The following is a 16,638-nucleotide window of genomic DNA, read 5'->3' on the forward strand; positions in this document are numbered from 1 at the left end:
ACGGCCGGTACGTTCATGCCGATGGCTGTCGCGTACCGGTCGCTGTGCGTCCTGATGCTGCTGTTCGCCACCCTGACGGCGAACATCGCGGCTCCGGCATGGGCCTGCGGTTGCGGCGCCTACATCCCGGACCGCGCCGGCGCCGCCGTCGTCGACGAGCGCGCCCTGATCGCCTGGGACGGCCGCAACGAGGACATCCTGATGTCGTTCGGGGTGCGCGGCGCCTCCGATCGGGCCGCCTGGGTGATGCCCGTGCCGTCGGCCGCGCACGTGACGTTGGGCGACGCGGGAGTGTTCACCGAGCTGGCGCGTATCACCGCGCCCCGGGTGGAATACCGGGACAGCTGGTGGCCCACCTTCGACTGGCTCACCGAGGGTTCACGAGGCGCGCTCGAGAGTGCGGGTGCGCGACCCGGTGGCGTCAGCGTGCTGGGCAATCAGCGGATCGGACCGTTCGACGTCACGCGCCTGGCCGGCGACGACCCCGCGGCCCTCGCCGGCTGGCTGACCACCAAGGGCTTTCCCCACCCCGACGGCCTCGATGCCAACCTGGCGCCGTACGTCGCGGACCGCTGGGAGATCGTCGCGATCCAGCTCGCCCCCGATGCCGCCGGCGCGACATTGTCGGGGAACCTGCAGCCCCTGCGGCTGTCGTTCGCCTCGGACACCGCCGTGTATCCGATGCGGCTGTCCCGATCGGCGACGGCGCCGCAGCGGGTCGATCTGTACGTGCTGGCCGACCACCGGATGGATCCCCGCGCGGTGCCCGTGCCCGGCAACGCGCCGACGCTGCAATACGCCGGACGCGTCGACACACCGGCGCTCGCCGAGTACCGGGGCCACTACCTGACCCGCTGGACCGACCACCTCGACGAGCCGCAGCGCATCGACGGCGACTACGTATTTGCCAGGGCCGCAACCGATTCCGATTACGCGCAGGTGATCTACCGGACCCGCAACCGCGGCGACGTCACGGGCCTGGCCCTGCTCGCGGCCGCGGTCGCCGGCGCACTGCTGGTCACGGTGCTGTGGACGCGCCGCCGCAGGCGTCAGGCCAAGTAGGCCACAGCGTCGCGGAGCTTCTCCCCCGCGGCCCGCACGGCCGCGACATCCGGCCCGGCCCGCAGCACCTCACGCGACACCGCGGGCAGCAAGGTGCCCGGCTGCGCGCCGCCGAGCCCGGCCAGCGCGTCCGGGCGACCGCCCTGCGCGCCGACGCCGGGCATCAGCACCGGACCGCCGAGCTGCGACAGATCGGGGACCTCGGCCAGCGTGGCGCCGACGACGACGCCCACCGAGCCGTCGCCCGCGGCATTCACCGCGGCGACATCGTCGACGATCGCCTGCGCCACGGTGCGCTCGCCCGCCACCGCGCGCTGCACCGACGCACCCTCCGGATTGGACGTGGCGGCCAGTACGAACACCCCGCGGCCGTGGGCGGCCGCGACGTCGAGCAGCGGCTGCAGTGAGCCGAAGCCGAGGTACGGCGACGCCGTCACCGCATCGGCGGCGAGCGGCGAATCGCCCGCCCACGCCTGCGCGTAGGCGGCCATGGTCGAGCCGATGTCACCGCGCTTGGCGTCGGCCAGCACCAGGACGCCGGCCTCCCGCAGCCGGGCGATGGTCCGTTCCAGCACGACGAAGCCCGCCGAACCGTAGGCCTCGAAGAACGCGACCTGCGGCTTGACGATCGCGAAGCCCGCGAACGCCTCGACGCAGATGTCACTGAACGCCGCGACGCCGTCGGCCGACACCGGCAGACCCCACGCCGTCAGGAGCTCCGGGTGCGGGTCGATGCCCAGGCAGAGCGGACCCCGCTCTGCCATGGCGGCCCGCAAGCGAGGCCCGAACGTCACTTCTCGGCCAACTGACTGTGCAACTCCTGCAGCGACCGCACGCCGATGTCACCGCGAATGCCGGCCTCGATGCCCTGTACCGCGGCCGACGCGCCCTGCACCGTCGTCACGCACGGGATGCTGGCCGACACCGCGGCCGAGCGAATCTCGTAGCCGTCGATGCGCGGACCCGAGTTGCCGTACGGCGTGTTGATCACCATGTCGACCTCGCCGGCCTTGATGGCGTCGACCGCCGACATCGCCGGGCGGTCCGGGCTGGGCTCTTCGAAGTTCTTGCGGACGACCTCGCACGGAATGCCGTTGCGGCGCAGCATCTCCGCGGTGCCCTCGGTGGCCAGCACCCGGAAGCCGAGATCGGCCAGGCGCTTGACCGGGAACACCAGCGAGCGCTTGTCGCGGTTGGCCACCGACACAAACACCGTGCCGCCCGAGGGCAGCGAGCCGTAGGCCGCGGTCTGGCTCTTGGCGAAGGCGGTACCGAAATCGCTGTCGATGCCCATGACCTCACCGGTCGACTTCATCTCCGGTCCGAGCAGCGAATCCACCTGCGAGCCATCGGCTTTGCGGAACCGGTGGAACGGCAGGACGGCTTCCTTCACCGCGATCGGAGCGTTGGGCGCGACGCTCGCGCCGTCGCCCTCGGCGACCAGGATGCCCTCGGCCCGCAGCTCGGCGATGGTGGCGCCCAACATGACCCGGGCGCAGGCCTTGGCCAGCGGCACCGCGGTGGCCTTCGAGACGAAGGGCACCGTACGGCTGGCGCGCGGGTTGGCCTCCAGCACGTACAACACGTCGTCCTTGAGGGCGTACTGCACGTTGAGCAGACCGACCACGCCGATGCCGTGGGCGATGGCCTCGGTGGCCTTGCGCACGGCGGCGATGTCGGTGCGGCCCAACGTGACCGGCGGCAGCGCACAGGCCGAGTCGCCGGAGTGGATGCCGGCTTCCTCGATGTGCTCCATCACGCCGCCGATGTACACCTCGGTGCCGTCGCACAGGGCGTCGACGTCGATCTCGATGGCATCTTCCAGGAACCGGTCGACCAGCACGGGGTGCTCGGGCGAGAGTTCGGTGGCCCGCTCGATGTAGCCCTGCAGGGTCTGCTCGTCGTAGACGATCTCCATGCCGCGGCCACCCAGCACGTACGACGGGCGCACCAGCACCGGGTAGCCGATGTCGGAGGCGATCCGGCGGGCCTGCTCGAAACTCGTTGCGGTGCCGAAACGCGGAGCCGGCAGACCGGCGGCGCGGAGCACCTCACCGAACTCGCCGCGGTCCTCGGCCAGGTCGATGGCCTTGGGGCTGGTGCCGACGACGGGCACCCCGGCCTTCTCGAGCCGGTCGGCCAGGCCCAGCGGGGTCTGGCCACCGAGCTGCACGATCACGCCGACAACGCCCGGGCCGCCGGCGCCGGAGGCCTGCTCGGCGTGGTACACCTCGAGCACGTCCTCGAAGGTGAGCGGCTCGAAGTACAGCCGGTCCGCGGTGTCGTAGTCGGTCGAGACCGTCTCCGGGTTGCAGTTCACCATGACGGTCTCGAAACCGGCCTGGCTCAACGTGGTTGCCGCGTGCACGCAGCTGTAGTCGAACTCGATGCCCTGCCCGATGCGGTTCGGGCCCGAGCCCAGGATCAGCACCTTGGGCTTCTCGGTCTGCGGGGCCACCTCGGTCTCGGCCGCAGGGTCCAGCTCGTAGCTGCTGTAGTGGTACGGCGTCTTGGCGTCGAACTCGGCGGCGCAGGTGTCGACGGTCTTGTACACCGGCCGGATACCGAGCCGCTCGCGCAGCGCGCGTACACCGGCCTCGCCCGCCAATTCCGGCCGCAGCGCGGCGATCTGGCGGTCGGACAGGCCGCTGTACTTGGCACGGCGCAGCAGACGCTCGTTGAGCACCGGCGCGTCGACGAGTTCGCCGCGCAGCGCCACCAGGGTGGCGATCTGGTCGACGAACCACGGGTCCACACCCGAGGCCTCGGCGACGACCTCGACCGAACCACCAAGGCGCAGCGCCTGTTCGATGTCGTAGAGCCGGCCGTCGGTCGCTGTGCGCAGTCCGGTGAGCAGTTCGTCGAGCGTCTTGTCGGGATCGGTTCCGGTCCAGAACCCGGCGCGCTTGGTCTCCAGCGAGCGCATCACCTTGCCGAGCGCCTCGATGAAGTTGCGGCCCAGCGACATCGCCTCGCCCACCGACTTCATGGTGGTGGTCAGCGTCTGGTCGGCGCCGGGGAACTTCTCGAACGCGAACCGGGGTGCCTTGACGACGACGTAGTCCAGGGTCGGCTCGAAACAGGCCGGGGTTTCCTTGGTGATGTCGTTGACGATCTCGTCCAGCGTGTAGCCGATGGCGAGCTTCGCGGCGATCTTGGCGATCGGGAAACCCGTTGCCTTGGAAGCCAATGCGCTCGAGCGCGACACGCGCGGGTTCATCTCGATGACGATAAGGCGGCCGTCGGCCGGGTTGATGGCGAACTGGATGTTGCAGCCACCGGTGTCGACGCCGACCTCGCGCAGGATCGCGATGCCGAGGTCGCGCATGATCTGGTATTCGCGGTCGGTCAGGGTCATGGCCGGCGCGACGGTCACCGAGTCGCCGGTGTGCACGCCCATCGGATCGAAGTTCTCGATCGAGCAGACGATCACGACGTTGTCGTGGTGATCGCGCATGAGCTCGAGCTCGTATTCCTTCCAGCCGTAGATCGATTCCTCGATCAGCACGTTGGCGGAAGGCGATGCGGCCAGGCCGTCGCCGGCCATCCGCTCGACGTCCTCGTTGGTGTAGGCCATGCCCGAGCCCAGGCCGCCCATGGTGAAGGACGGCCGGACCACGACCGGCAGGCCGAGGTCGGCGACGGTCTCGCGGACCTCGTCCATAGTGAAACAGACTCGGCTGCGGGCGGATTCGCCACCGACCTTGGCGACGATGTCCTTGAACTTCTGCCGGTCCTCGCCGCGCTGGATGGCGTCGAAGTCCGCGCCGATCATCTCGACGCCGTACTTCTCCAGCACCCCGTTCTCATGCAGCGCGACCGCGGTGTTGAGCGCGGTCTGCCCGCCGAGGGTGGCCAGCACCGCGTCGATCTTGTTACCGCGCTCGGCCTGCTGCGCAAAAATCTTCTCGACGAACGCCGGGGTGATGGGCTCGACGTAGGTGTTGTCGGCGTACTCCGGGTCGGTCATGATCGTCGCCGGGTTGGAGTTGATCAGGCTGACCTGCAGGCCCTCGGCGCGCAGCACGCGACAGGCCTGGGTGCCCGAGTAGTCGAACTCGCAGGCCTGGCCGATGACGATCGGGCCGGACCCGATCACCAGGACGTGGTTGAGGTCTGAGCGGCGTGGCATTACTTCTCCCCTGCCATGAGATCGGCGAACTTGTCGAACAGGTACTCGGCGTCGTGCGGACCGGCCGCTGCTTCCGGGTGGTACTGCACCGAGAAGGCGCGGCCGTCGAGCAGCGAAACACCTTCCACCACACCGTCGTTGGCGCAGGTGTGGCTCACCACCGCGCGGCCGAACGGGGTGTCGAACTCTTCCCCGGCTTCACCTTCCAGGGCGAAGCCGTGGTTCTGCGCGGTGATCGCGATGCGTCCGGTGGCTCGCTCCACGACCGGGATGTTGATGCCGCGGTGACCGAAGGTCATCTTGTAGGTCGAGCGGCCGAGCGCGCGGCCCAGAATCTGGTTGCCGAAGCAGATGCCGAACAACGGGATTCCGGCCGAGAGCACCTGCTGGGTGAACTCGACCATGTGGTCGGCGGTGGCCGGGTCACCCGGGCCGTTGGACAGGAACACGCCGTCGACCTTGAGGGCGGCGACCTCGTCGAACGTCACCGACGACGGCAGCACATGGCTGCGGATGCCGCGGGCGGCGAAGTTACGCGGCGTGTTGGTCTTGATCCCGAGGTCGATGGCGGCGATCGAGAAGCGCTCCGCACCAACGGGTTCGACGACGTAGCGGTCGCCGGTGCTGACCTCGCCGGCCAGGTCGGCGCCCAGCATCGACGGCTGGTTGCGGACGCGGTCCACCAGGGTGTCGATGTCGGCCAGGGCCGGACCGGAGAAGACGCCGGCCTTCATCGAGCCGAAGTTGCGTAGGTGCCGCACGATGGCGCGGGTGTCGACGCCGGCGATGCCGACGATGCCCTGGCGCACCAGTTCGTCGTCGAGGGTGCCGGTGGCGCGCCAGTTGGAGGCGCGCGGCGACGGGTCGCGGACGACGTAGCCGGCGACCCAGATCTTGTCGTCGCGGCTCTCGTTGTCCTCGCCGTTCCAGCCGGTGTTGCCGATCTGCGGCGCGGTGGCCACCACGATCTGCCGGTGGTAGCTCGGGTCGGTCAGCGTCTCCTGGTAACCCGACATGCCGGTGGAGAACACCGCCTCACCCAGCGTCTGGCCCACTGCGCCGAACGGTGTTCCGGTGAACACCCGGCCGTCCTCCAGCACCAGTACGGCGGTCTGCTCGCTCGTCACTTGCTGTCCTCCTCAACCCATTTGGCCAGTTCGCGACGGTCGTCGCTGCGGAATCCGGTATCGATCTCGGTACCCGACGGCAGCTGCCACCGGATGGCGAGAATCCCGTCGTATGTGAGCACCTTGCCGGCGATGGCCCGCTCGGTGCGGATCGCGGTGATGGATTCGTCGGGAATCCAGATCGGGCTGCCGCCGGTGAGCTGCAGCATGATGCCCTCGGGGTAGCGCGTCAGCACGGCCTTGCTGCGAAACCCGAGCGAGCCCACCGCGATTCGGTCCTGCCAGCTCGGCGCGAAGGTGCTGCCGATGTACATGCCCTTGGTGGCGGGCACGATCGCCGGTCCCACGGTGTCGGGCAGCGCGGGCAGCAGGCCGACGGCGCCGGCCTGCCGCTGCACCCGGTGCACCCAGCCCCTGAGCATCTGCCGGATCGCGAACCCGAGCAGCACCACCACGACGGCGGCCAGCACCAGGTAGGTGATCAGAGTCCCTGTGTTCACTGCGTCGATTCCCCGGTCGCTGCGCTCCTGCCCGCCGGTGGACTGTCTCCGTCCCGCGCGGTCACCTTGCCGCGCAGCATCGTCAGCGTGACGGTGGCGGGCAGCGTCATCGATTCGTACGGCGTGTTGTCCGAGCGGCTGGCCAGGCCGGTGCCCTGCACCGTCCAGGTCGCGTCGGGGTCCACCACGGTCAGGTTGGCGGGCTCGCCGACCGCCAGCGGGCGGCCCTGGTCGGGCAGGCCGACGATGGCGGCCGGTGCCTCGCTCATCACACGGGCGACGTCGCGCCAGCTGAGCAGTCCGGGCGCCACCATGGTCTCGACCACCACCGACAACGCGGTCTGCAGGCCGAGCATGCCGGGACGGGCGTGGGCGAACTCGCACATCTTCTCGTGCTCGGCGTGTGGCGCGTGATCGGTTGCGACGCAGTCGATCACGCCGTCGGCCAGGGCCTGGCGCAGCGCCTCGGCGTCACTGGCCTCGCGCAGCGGCGGGTTGACGCGGTTGCGGCCGTCGTAGTCCGCGAGGCGGCTGTCGTCGAGCAGCAGGTGGTGCGGGGTGACCTCGGCGGTGATCGAAATGCCCTGCGCCTTGGCCCATTTGATCAGCTCGACGGTGCCGGCGGTGGAGGCGTGACAGATGTGCACGCGGGCACCGGCGTCGCGGGCGAGGATCGCGTCCCGGGCGACGATGGATTCCTCGGCCGAGCGCGGCCAGCCGGCCAGTCCCAGCCGGGCGGCGTTCGGGCCCTCATGGGCGACGGCGCCGACGGTCAGGCGCGGTTCCTCGGCGTGCTGGGCGATCAGGACGCCAAGTCCCGCAGCGTATTCCAGCGCCCGGCGCATCACCAGCGGGTCGTCGACGCAGATGCCGTCGTCGGAGAACATCCGGACCTGCCCGGCACCGGCGGCCATGAGGCCCATCTCGGTGAGCTGCTTGCCGTCGAGCCCGACGGTGACGGCGCCGACGGGGTGCACGTCGACCAGGCCGACCTGCTGCCCGCGGTGCCAGACGTGGTCGGTGACCACGACGGTGTCGGCGACGGGATCGGTGTTGGCCATGGCGAACACCGCGGTGTAACCACCGAGGGCGGCTGCCGCCGAACCGGTTTCGATGTCCTCGGCATACTCGCGGCCGGGCTCACGCAGGTGGGTGTGCAGGTCGACGAAGCCGGGCAGCATGATCTGGCCGGCGGCGTCGATGACCTCGTCACCCGTCAGGCCGCTACCGATTTCGGCAATCTGACCATCAGAGATCAGCACGTCGACCGGATCACCCTCGCCGTACAGCCGGACCCCGCGAATCACCGTACTCACGCGATCACCTCCCGGCCCGCACCCACGAGAAGCTGGAACAGCACTGCCATACGAACATGCACCCCATTCGAAACCTGTTGCAGTACAGCTGATTGCGACGAGTCGGCGACCGACGAGGCGATCTCCATGCCGCGCAGCATCGGACCGGGGTGCAACACCACCGTGTCCTCGCTCAACCCGGCCAGGCGCTTCTCGGACAGCCCGTAGCGCACCGAGTACTCGCGCGCCGACGGGAAGAACGCGCCGTTCATCCGCTCGGCCTGCACCCGCAGCATCAGGACCGCGTCGGCGGCCGGCAGTTCGGCGTCCAGGTCGTGCGAGACCGTCACCGGCCAGCCGGCGACCCCGACGGGCAGCAGCGTCGGCGGCGCCACCAGCACCACCTCGGCGCCCAGCGTCGACAGCAGCGAGACGTTGGAGCGCGCCACCCGGCTGTGCAGGATGTCGCCGACGATCACCACGCGCCGGCCCTCGAGGCCGCCGAGGCGCTGGCGGATGGTCAGCGCGTCGAGCAGTGCCTGCGTCGGGTGTTCGTGAGTGCCGTCGCCGGCGTTGATCACCGACGGCCCGCCGTGCTCTTCACGGGTCCAGGCCGCAAGCTGTTGCGCCGCACCGGAAGCCGGGTGCCGGATGATCAGCGCGTCGGCGCCCGCGGCGCGCAGGGTCAGCGCCGTGTCGCGTAGCGACTCGCCCTTGGCGACCGACGAGCCGGAGGCGCTGACGTTGATGACGTCGGCGCTCATCCACTTGCCGGCCACCTCGAACGACACCCGCGTGCGGGTGGAGTTCTCGTAGAACATCGTGATGACGGTGCGGCCGCGCAACGTCGGGAGCTTCTTGACGTCGCGGCCCAGCAGCGCTTCCCGGAACTTGTCGGCGTCATCGAGGATGGCCGTCGCCGCATCGCGGCTCAGGTCCGAGGCGGACAGCAGATGCTTCACCTGGTGGGTCCTCCGTAGGGGGCAATGGAGACGTGGTCGTCTCCGCCGTCGGTCTCTGACAGCCGCACCTTGACGTTCTCACTGCGCGACGTCGGGACGTTCTTGCCGACGTAGTCGGCGCGGATGGGCAGCTCACGGTGGCCGCGGTCGACGAGGACGGCGAGCTGCACCATGCGGGGGCGGCCGATGTCGCGCAGCGCGTCCAGGGCCGAGCGGACGGAGCGGCCGGAGTACAGCACGTCGTCGACGAGGATCACCGTCGCGTCGTCGATGCCGCCCTCCGGGATCGAGGTCGAGGCCAGCGCGCGGGGCGGTTTGAAGTTCAGGTCGTCGCGGTAGAGCGTGATGTCGAGCGCACCGGCAGGCAGCTCGACGCCGGAGAATTCCTTGACCTTCTCGGCGATGCGGGCGGCCAGGGTGACGCCGCGGGTCGGGATGCCGAGCAGCACCACGCGCGGGGCGTCGGGCGCGTCGAGCGCGGTCTTTTCGATGATCTGATGCGCGATGCGCGAGATGGTCCGGCCGACGTCGGCAGCGGACAGCAATTCCCGGTCGGTGGAGTCACCCACGAGACACCGGACCTCCTTCTCCGCCTCTCTGGACGGATCGTTAAAGGACGTCTAACTAGCCGCGTAGCTTAGCAGGCCGCCACGGCGTCACCGTCACGCATGTCGCCGCGCGCATCGTCGAGCTCGGTGCCGCGAGTTTCGGGCAACACCAGCGTGCAGACGATGCTGACCAGCACGAAGACGGCGATCAGCAGCCCAACGGCCCAGCTCCCGAGGGCGGCGACGAGCGGCCCGGCGACCAGCGGCGGCAGCGCGCCGCCGACGATCCCGGCGAGATTGAAGGCCATGCCGGCGCCGGTGTAGCGGTAGCGGGTGGCGAACGTCTCAGGCAGGAACGCCCCGATGGGCCCGTAGGCGAGCCCGAAGATGCAGAAGATGCCGGCGATCGCCACCGCGAAGGCCACCGGCGAGCCGGAGTCGATGAGCGGCATGACGAGGAACGCCCACGGCAGTGCCAGCCCGAAGCCGACCAGGATGACGCGGCGCCGCCCGTACCGGTCGCACAGCACCGCCGAGATCGCCGAGAACACCATGAGCGACACCCCGGCCAGGACCCCGACCGACAGGATCAGCGTCCGCGGATGGTGGATGCGGGTGCTGGCGTAACTCATCAGGTAGGTGCCGCCGAGGAAGCTCATGGTGAAGATGCCGACCATGCAGCCGGCACCGAGCAGCACCTGCTTGCTCTGCCGGCGCACCAGCTCTCTGAACGGGGCACGGGGCACGGTGCCCCGCTTCTGCTCGGCGACGAACACCGGCGTCTCGTCGATGGTCAGCCGCACGTACAGCGCCACGGCCAGCAGCACGGCGCTGAACAGGAACGGCAGCCGCCAGCCCCAGTCCAGGAACACCGGGCTCTTCTCCCCGATCGTCACGTTGGCGATCAGCACCACCAGGTTGCTGACGGCCAGGCCCGCGCCGGCGCCCAACTGCGTGAACATGCCGTACATACCGCGTTTTCCGGCCGGGGCGTACTCGGCACTGAGCAGTGCCGAGCCGGCCCACTCCCCGCCGACCGCGAAGCCCTGGAACACCCGCAGCGTCAGCAGGATGATCGGCGCGGAGAGGCCGATCGACGCCGTGCTGGGCACCAGGCCGACACCGACGGTCGACAACCCCATGATGAGCAGCGTCGCGACGAGAGTCTTCTTGCGGCCCAGCCGATCTCCGAAATGCCCGAAGACGGCCGCGCCGATCGGGCGGGCCAGGAACGCGACCGCGAACGTCGCGAGCGACGAGATGGTCGCCATGGCGGGCGGCAGGTTCGGGAAGAACACCTGCGGGAAGATCAGCGCCGCGGCTGTCCCGTAGATGTAGAAGTCGTAGAACTCGATCGCGGTGCCGATGAAACTGGCGAACGCCACCTTGTTCATCGGTGTGATCGGGGTCGACACGTCAGCAGCCACGTCAGGCAGTATCGCCTACCTTCCCGATGGTTCGGACGGTACCGCGACCATCCCACCCCCACCGGTTAACGTGACGGGGTGAATCTCGACGCGAACACCGAATCGGTCAGCGCGGCGATCGACACCGGCCTGCTGGCCGGCGCGGTCACGCTGGTGTGGCAGGACGGCGCGGTGCGGCAGGTCAACACGCTCGGCCACCGCGACGTGGAAGCCAAGCTGCCGATGGAGCGCGACACCGTCTTCCGCATCGCGTCGATGTCCAAGCCGATCACCGTCGCGGCGGCCATGACGCTGGTCGACGAGGGCCGGCTGGCCTTGACCGATCCCATCGCGAACTGGATTCCCGAACTCGCCAACCCGCGCGTGATGACGAGCCTCGACGGACCCTTGGACCGGTCCGTGCCCGCCCGGCGGCCCATCACCGTCGAGGATCTGATGACCCACCGCGGCGGTCTGGCCTACGGATTCACCGTGCCGCCGCCACTGGGCCGGGCCTACAACAAGCTGCAGTCGCTGCAGGACCCCGACCGCTGGCTGGCCGAGCTGGGACAGCTGCCGCTGGCCCACCAGCCCGGTGACGCGCTGACCTACAGCCAGTCGACCGACGTGCTGGGCTTCCTGCTGTCGCGCATCGAGGGCAAGCCGCTGCCAGATGTGTTGGCGGAGCGCATCTTCAAACCGCTGAACATGGTCGACACCGGTTTCGCGGTGACGCACTCGGGCCGGCGCCGCGCGGCGACCATGTACCAGCTGGCCGCCGACGGAGACGCCCTGCGCCTTCAGCCCGGGAAGATGGGCCCGCCGCAGGTGATGCCGCCGACCTTCTGCGCCGGCGGCGGCGGACTCTGGTCGACCGTCGACGACTACCTGACGTTCGCGCGGATGCTGCTGGCCGGCGGCGAGGTCGACGGAGTAAGGGTGCTGTCGGAGGAATCGGTGCGGTCCATGCGGACCGACCGGTTGACCGCCGAACAGAAGTCGCAGAACTTCCTGGGCGCGCCGTTCTGGATCGGCCGCGGCTTCGGACTGAACCTGTCGCTCGTCACCGACGAGGCCAAGGCGACGCCGTTCTTCGGTCCCGGCGGCCCCGGCACGTTCAGTTGGCCGGGCGCCTTCGGCACGTGGTGGCAGGCCGACCCGAACGCGAACCTGATCCTGATCTACCTGATCCAGAATCAGCCGGAGCTCAGCGTGGATGCCGCGGCAGCTGTCGCCGGCAATGCCTCGCAGGCCAAACTCCGTTCGGCGCGACCGAAATTCGTGAAGCGGACGTATCAGGCGCTGGACTTGTAGCCGCCTCAGTCCAGCGAACGCTCAATTGCCGCTTGGGCTTTCAGCGCGACTGCGGCGTACTCGGTGAGCCGGTCGGCTGTCATCCGTACCGACGGCCCCGAGATGCTGAAGCAGGCCCGGGCCAAGCCATCGCGCCCGCGTACCGCCACCGCGACCGCGGATATGCCGTCGTGCAGACCCTCGACTGTGACGGCATAGCCACGTTGCCGGGTAACCCGCACCTCTTCCCACAGCCATTCCGGATCGGTGATCGTGTTGACGGCGACCTTGGCCGGCGCGCCGGCCAGGTACGCCTCGATTCGTTCGTCGTCCAGCGTCGCCAGATACGCCTTACCCGTCGCGGCGGCGTGCAATGGCAACCGGGTGCCCAAGGGCAGGAATGCTCGCAGCTGGTGCGAACTGTCGAGTCGTTCGACAAGCACGAGTTCATCTCCGTCGGGCACGGCGAGGTGAACAGTCTCGCTGGTGATCGACTGCAGCGCAGCCAATTCCGGCAAGGCAGCTTCGCGCAAGTTGTCCCGGGTGGCGACCGCGCTACCCAGCCGATAGGCCAAACCTGTTATCTCCCAACGCCCGCCGTCGGATGTGGGCCTGATCCAACCGGCTTCGGCCAGGGTCTTCAGATTGCGCTGCACGGTGGCCTTCGGAATCCCGAGCCGCCGGGTGAGTTCGCTCAGCCCGACCGGTTGCGCGGTTGCAACCTCCTCGAATACGCGCAGCGCGGTGAGCACACTGTTCACCGCGCGCTCCTCTCCACCCTTGACGCCCTGTAAAACCACAGCCTAACGTTGGTCCGCAATATAGTCCATCGGTCCATATAGTGGACCATACTAAGAAGGCCTGGTCATGTCAGCCCCGCTACTTCATTCAATCCACGCCCATCGCGACGACCGCCGGCCGATCGTGACCGTGGGTGATCGTTCGCTCCACTCCACAGAACTTCTCGAGGCGGCCGGCGCAGTCGCGGACAAAGTCGGCAACTGCCGCGCCGTGGCGATCAACGCGACGCCCGACATCGAAACGGTCATCGCAGTGGTCGGATGCCTGATCGCTGGCGTTCCCGCGGTACCGGTGCCGCCAGATTCCGGGTCCGCCGAACTCGGCCACATCCTGGCTGATTCCGGCGCCGAGATCTGGGCCGGCGCAGCGCGTCCTGATGTCTCGCTCCCGATTCTGGACATCGACCCCTCCGAGTGTTCCGACACCACCTGGACCGAACCCGACCCGTCGTCGGCGGCGCTCATCGTCTATACCTCCGGCACCACCGGAGCCCCCAAGGGTGTAGTGCTCTCGCGGCGCGCCATAGCCGCGGGCATCGACGGCGTTGCCGCTGCGTGGCAGTGGAATCCCGACGACGTTCTGGTGCAAGGACTTCCGCTATGTCACGTGCACGGCCTGGTACTTGGCGTCCTTGGTGCGCTGCGGATCGGCTCGCCGCTGATCCACACTGTGCGCCCCAAGCCTGAGTTGTATGCCGCGGCCCGCGGAACGCTCTATTTCGGGGTGCCCACCGTTTGGTCGCGGGTGTGTGCCGATTCCGCCTCGGCGCGGGCCCTGTCCGGCGCCAGACTCCTGATTTCCGGCAGCGCACCGCTGCCAGTGCCCGTGTTCGAAGCGCTCACCACACTCACCGGCATACCCCCTGTCGAGCGGTACGGAATGACCGAAACAGTCATCACGGTCAGCGCCCGGTACGACGGTGAACGCAGACCGGGATGGGTCGGGCTGCCCGTCGACGGAGTACGCACTCGCATCCGCACGGAGTCGGGCGATCTGGCGCCACACGACGGAGAATCGCTGGGACAGTTGGAGATTGCCGGCTCGACGCTGTTCGACGGCTACCTGAACAACCCCGACAAGACCGCCGAGACGATGACGCCGGACGGCTGGTTCCGCACCGGTGACATCGCGGTCATCGATCCCGGAGGGTTCCATCGGATCGTCGGCCGGGAGTCCGTCGACATGATCAAATCCGGCGGCTATCGGATCGGCGCCGGGGAGGTCGAGCACGCATTGCTCACCCACCCGGGAGTCCGCGAGGCGGCGGTGGTCGGTGTGCCCGACAACGATCTCGGCCAGCGCATCGTCGGGTACGTGGTCGGCGATGGCGTGAGCCCGCAATCAGTCATCGATCATGTGGCATCGTCACTTTCGGCCCACAAGCGCCCGCGCGAGATCCACTTCGTCGACGCCCTGCCACGCAATGCCATGGGCAAGGTGCAGAAAAAAGCCCTACTGGGCGACTACAAGTAGCTCGCGAATCAGGCTACGGCTCGACGACGCCCTGCGCCGTCGAGCCGGAGCCGTTCGACGGGAACATGACGGCCGGATTGATCGTCGCCAAGTCGCGGCTCGCGGCCGCATACAGACCCGTCAGCACATTCATCGAGCGCACCGCATGCTGCAGTTTCGCGGTCACATCCGCGAGTTCCGTGAGATTGGACGTCAGCATCTGACGACGGAGCGCGGCATAGCGATCCGTTATCTCCCGCCCCTTCTCGGTCACCCGAAACACGGCTGACGTGCCGGATTTGGTGCGCTCGAGCAGGCCCATGGTCACCAGCTTGCGCAGGTTGTACTGCAGGTTGGGCAGGTCCTCGCGATTGGTCAACTGGGCGATGGTTGCCGTGTCCTTTGGCCGCTCCTGCATCCGCACCACATGCAGGGCGACAACCTCGTTGACGGTCAGGTCGAGGTCGCCGGCCACCTGCATTGCATGGACGGCGAACCGCTGAAACTCGCCATCGACCTGCAGCAGGGCGAATTCGAACGCGGTCATCGCCTCTTCGTAACCGTCTTGGGCAAGGTGCCAACGACGTTCCGGCTCAAGGGGTTGCGGCTGACCGGCACCGATGCCCTTGTCAGCATGCGTGTCACTAGCGCTCATCGTCCTCCACTCAACACGGCGGTGAGCCGGACCGCAACGTGGACCATTGTTAATTTATGGAATCTCTATTGATTCTCGATGGATAATCAGTAATGTGATCGCAGACACGTGATCGTGTTCAGCCCTTCCGGAGCACGCCTTCGCCGATCCGGAGCCTCACCAATCTCGGCCGCGCCGACGACGCGGAGCCATACCCCCATGGAGGTCATTGATGTCTCTCGACAGCCACAGCGGCAATTCGTCCGCCGTAACCAGGCATTACGCCCCCTACGTTCAAGCAGACTGGGGCTACGCAAATCACTGGTACCCCGCGCTGTTCTCCGATGAGCTCATCGACGGCGGCCTCAAGGGCATCACGATCGGTGGCCACGACATCGCACTGCGCCGTTCGGCCGGCAAGGTATACGCCCTGTCGGACCGATGCATCCACCGCGGCGTGAAGCTGTCCGCCAAGCCGATGTGCCTGTCCGAGGGCACCGTCAGCTGTTGGTACCACGGCTACACGTACGACGTGTCGGACGGAAAACTGACGACAATCGTTGGCAATCCCGAAGATTCGCTCATTGGACGGGTGGGCGTGCGCACCTACCCCGTCGAAGAGGTCAATGGGATGATCTTCGTGTTCGTCGGCGATGCGGACTACGGAACCCCGCCGCCGCTCACGTCCGATCTCCCGGCCCATGTCACAAACGACCCCAACGGCACGCCGGTGCCCCATCTGACCGACGAGGGCATCGTCATCCGCGGGATCCACCGGAAGCTGGTCGGCAACTGGCGATTGGCTGCCGAGAACGGCTTGGACCCCGGCCATCTGCTGGTGCACTGGGACAACCAAATTCTGGTCGCGCTCGATCGCGCACTGCCGCTCGGCGTCAACGCACTCTCCAACGAGGCCACCGAGGAGATCGACATCCCGGATGGCCCGAAGGGCGTGATGAATCGGTACGACCGGCCGGACCTCTATCAACCAGTGCTGGAGAACCCCAAGGTCGACATCAAGGCTCGAGGGACGGTGCCGCACTACTTCCGCACGTCGCTGTGGGTGCCCGGCACGCTGATGGTCGAACACTGGCCGATCACCGATCACGTCCAGTACGAGTTCTACGTCCCGATCGACGACCACCATCACGAGTACTGGGAAGTTGTGGCCACCCGCGTCTCCGACGACGAGGCCCGCAAGGAGTTCGAGTTCAAGTACGAGCACTTCTTCAAACCCCTTGCGCTGGAAGGCTTCAACAACAGCGATGTGTTCGCTCGGGAAGCGACCGAAGAGCACTACACGCGCTTCGACGGCTGGAACAACGAAGTGCTCTGCGACATGGACTACTCGATCGTCGCCTGGCGCAAGATGGCCGCCCGGCATCTACGGGGCTTCTTCGAGTCCCCTTACCAGGACGAGGCATAG

General features: G+C 68.1%; 14 protein-coding genes. 4 read left to right on the top strand and 10 right to left on the bottom strand.

The annotated features are described in order from the left end of the window. The first annotated feature begins 21 nt into the window (after positions 1 to 21). A complete protein-coding gene (locus H289_RS0115045; protein WP_036420659.1) occupies positions 22 to 1,062 on the top strand; it encodes a DUF2330 domain-containing protein in 1,041 nt (346 codons plus the stop codon). Here H289_RS0115045 and pyrF read toward each other — a convergent pair. From pyrF to H289_RS0115085, 8 genes are all read right to left on the bottom strand, one after another. Then, on the bottom strand, positions 1,050 to 1,856 hold the full coding sequence (gene pyrF / locus H289_RS0115050) for an orotidine-5'-phosphate decarboxylase (RefSeq protein ID WP_020101628.1): 807 nt from the start codon (positions 1,854 to 1,856) through the stop codon (positions 1,050 to 1,052). The genes H289_RS0115045 and pyrF overlap by 13 nt on opposite strands. Beyond that, positions 1,853 to 5,194, bottom strand: a complete 3,342-nt coding sequence (gene carB / locus H289_RS0115055) for a carbamoyl-phosphate synthase large subunit (RefSeq protein ID WP_020101629.1) — start codon at positions 5,192 to 5,194, stop codon at positions 1,853 to 1,855. Before carB ends, pyrF begins: the two co-directional genes overlap by 4 nt. Next, a complete protein-coding gene (gene carA, locus H289_RS0115060; RefSeq protein WP_020101630.1) occupies positions 5,194 to 6,321 on the bottom strand; it encodes a glutamine-hydrolyzing carbamoyl-phosphate synthase small subunit in 1,128 nt (375 codons plus the stop codon). Before carA ends, carB begins: the two co-directional genes overlap by 1 nt. Further along, positions 6,318 to 6,821: a PH-like domain-containing protein gene (locus H289_RS0115065; protein ID WP_020101631.1), complete on the bottom strand. Its 504-nt coding sequence runs from the start codon at positions 6,819 to 6,821 to the stop codon at positions 6,318 to 6,320. Before H289_RS0115065 ends, carA begins: the two co-directional genes overlap by 4 nt. After that, entirely contained in the window at positions 6,818 to 8,137 is a 1,320-nt protein-coding gene (locus H289_RS0115070; protein WP_020101632.1) for a dihydroorotase, read from the bottom strand. Before H289_RS0115070 ends, H289_RS0115065 begins: the two co-directional genes overlap by 4 nt. Further along, positions 8,134 to 9,078 (bottom strand): aspartate carbamoyltransferase catalytic subunit, encoded by a 945-nt coding sequence (locus H289_RS0115075; RefSeq protein WP_020101633.1) that lies wholly within the window; start codon positions 9,076 to 9,078, stop codon positions 8,134 to 8,136. The genes H289_RS0115070 and H289_RS0115075 overlap by 4 nt, the downstream gene beginning before the upstream one ends. After that, on the bottom strand, positions 9,075 to 9,647 hold the full coding sequence (gene pyrR / locus H289_RS0115080) for a bifunctional pyr operon transcriptional regulator/uracil phosphoribosyltransferase PyrR (RefSeq protein WP_020101634.1): 573 nt from the start codon (positions 9,645 to 9,647) through the stop codon (positions 9,075 to 9,077). The genes H289_RS0115075 and pyrR overlap by 4 nt, the downstream gene beginning before the upstream one ends. Positions 9,648 to 9,715: 68 nt before the next feature. Next, a complete protein-coding gene (locus tag H289_RS0115085; RefSeq protein ID WP_036420696.1) occupies positions 9,716 to 11,020 on the bottom strand; it encodes an MFS transporter in 1,305 nt (434 codons plus the stop codon). 111 nt (positions 11,021 to 11,131) lie between these two features. On the opposite strand from H289_RS0115085, the gene H289_RS0115090 reads away from it, so the two are divergent. After that, entirely contained in the window at positions 11,132 to 12,346 is a 1,215-nt protein-coding gene (locus tag H289_RS0115090) for a serine hydrolase domain-containing protein (protein ID WP_020101636.1), read from the top strand. Between the two features lie 5 nt (positions 12,347 to 12,351). Here H289_RS0115090 and H289_RS0115095 read toward each other — a convergent pair whose 3' ends face one another. Next, the gene (locus H289_RS0115095; RefSeq protein ID WP_029105267.1) at positions 12,352 to 13,086 is read right to left on the bottom strand and encodes an IclR family transcriptional regulator; all 735 of its coding nucleotides are present in this window, start codon (positions 13,084 to 13,086) and stop codon (positions 12,352 to 12,354) included. 106 nt (positions 13,087 to 13,192) lie between these two features. On the opposite strand from H289_RS0115095, the gene H289_RS0115100 reads away from it, so the two are divergent. Continuing rightward, entirely contained in the window at positions 13,193 to 14,599 is a 1,407-nt protein-coding gene (locus H289_RS0115100; protein ID WP_020101638.1) for an acyl-CoA synthetase, read from the top strand. 13 nt (positions 14,600 to 14,612) lie between these two features. Here H289_RS0115100 and H289_RS0115105 read toward each other — a convergent pair whose 3' ends face one another. After that, positions 14,613 to 15,125: a winged helix DNA-binding protein gene (locus H289_RS0115105; protein ID WP_020101639.1), complete on the bottom strand. Its 513-nt coding sequence runs from the start codon at positions 15,123 to 15,125 to the stop codon at positions 14,613 to 14,615. Between the two features lie 319 nt (positions 15,126 to 15,444). Between H289_RS0115105 and H289_RS0115110 the strand changes: the two genes are divergently transcribed. Beyond that, the gene (locus tag H289_RS0115110; protein ID WP_029105268.1) at positions 15,445 to 16,638 is read left to right on the top strand and encodes a Rieske 2Fe-2S domain-containing protein; all 1,194 of its coding nucleotides are present in this window, start codon (positions 15,445 to 15,447) and stop codon (positions 16,636 to 16,638) included.

It is taken from the genome of Mycobacterium sp. 360MFTsu5.1 (assembly GCF_000383495.1).
In the GTDB taxonomy this organism is placed as follows: Bacteria; Actinomycetota; Actinomycetes; order Mycobacteriales; family Mycobacteriaceae; genus Mycobacterium; species Mycobacterium mucogenicum_B.

What these genes read in the sequence shown, in the direction of transcription:
- H289_RS0115110 (WP_029105268.1), top strand. Translation starts at nt 15,445, where the DNA reads ATGTCTCTCGACAGCCACAGCGGCAATTCGTCCGCCGTAACCAGGCAT.
- H289_RS0115045 (WP_036420659.1), top strand. Translation starts at nt 22, where the DNA reads ATGGCTGTCGCGTACCGGTCGCTGTGCGTCCTGATGCTGCTGTTCGCC.
- H289_RS0115100 (WP_020101638.1), top strand. Translation starts at nt 13,193, where the DNA reads ATGTCAGCCCCGCTACTTCATTCAATCCACGCCCATCGCGACGACCGC.
- carB (WP_020101629.1), bottom strand. Translation starts at nt 5,194, where the DNA reads ATGCCACGCCGCTCAGACCTCAACCACGTCCTGGTGATCGGGTCCGGC.
- H289_RS0115085 (WP_036420696.1), bottom strand. Translation starts at nt 11,020, where the DNA reads ATGAACAAGGTGGCGTTCGCCAGTTTCATCGGCACCGCGATCGAGTTC.
- H289_RS0115105 (WP_020101639.1), bottom strand. Translation starts at nt 15,125, where the DNA reads ATGACCGCGTTCGAATTCGCCCTGCTGCAGGTCGATGGCGAGTTTCAG.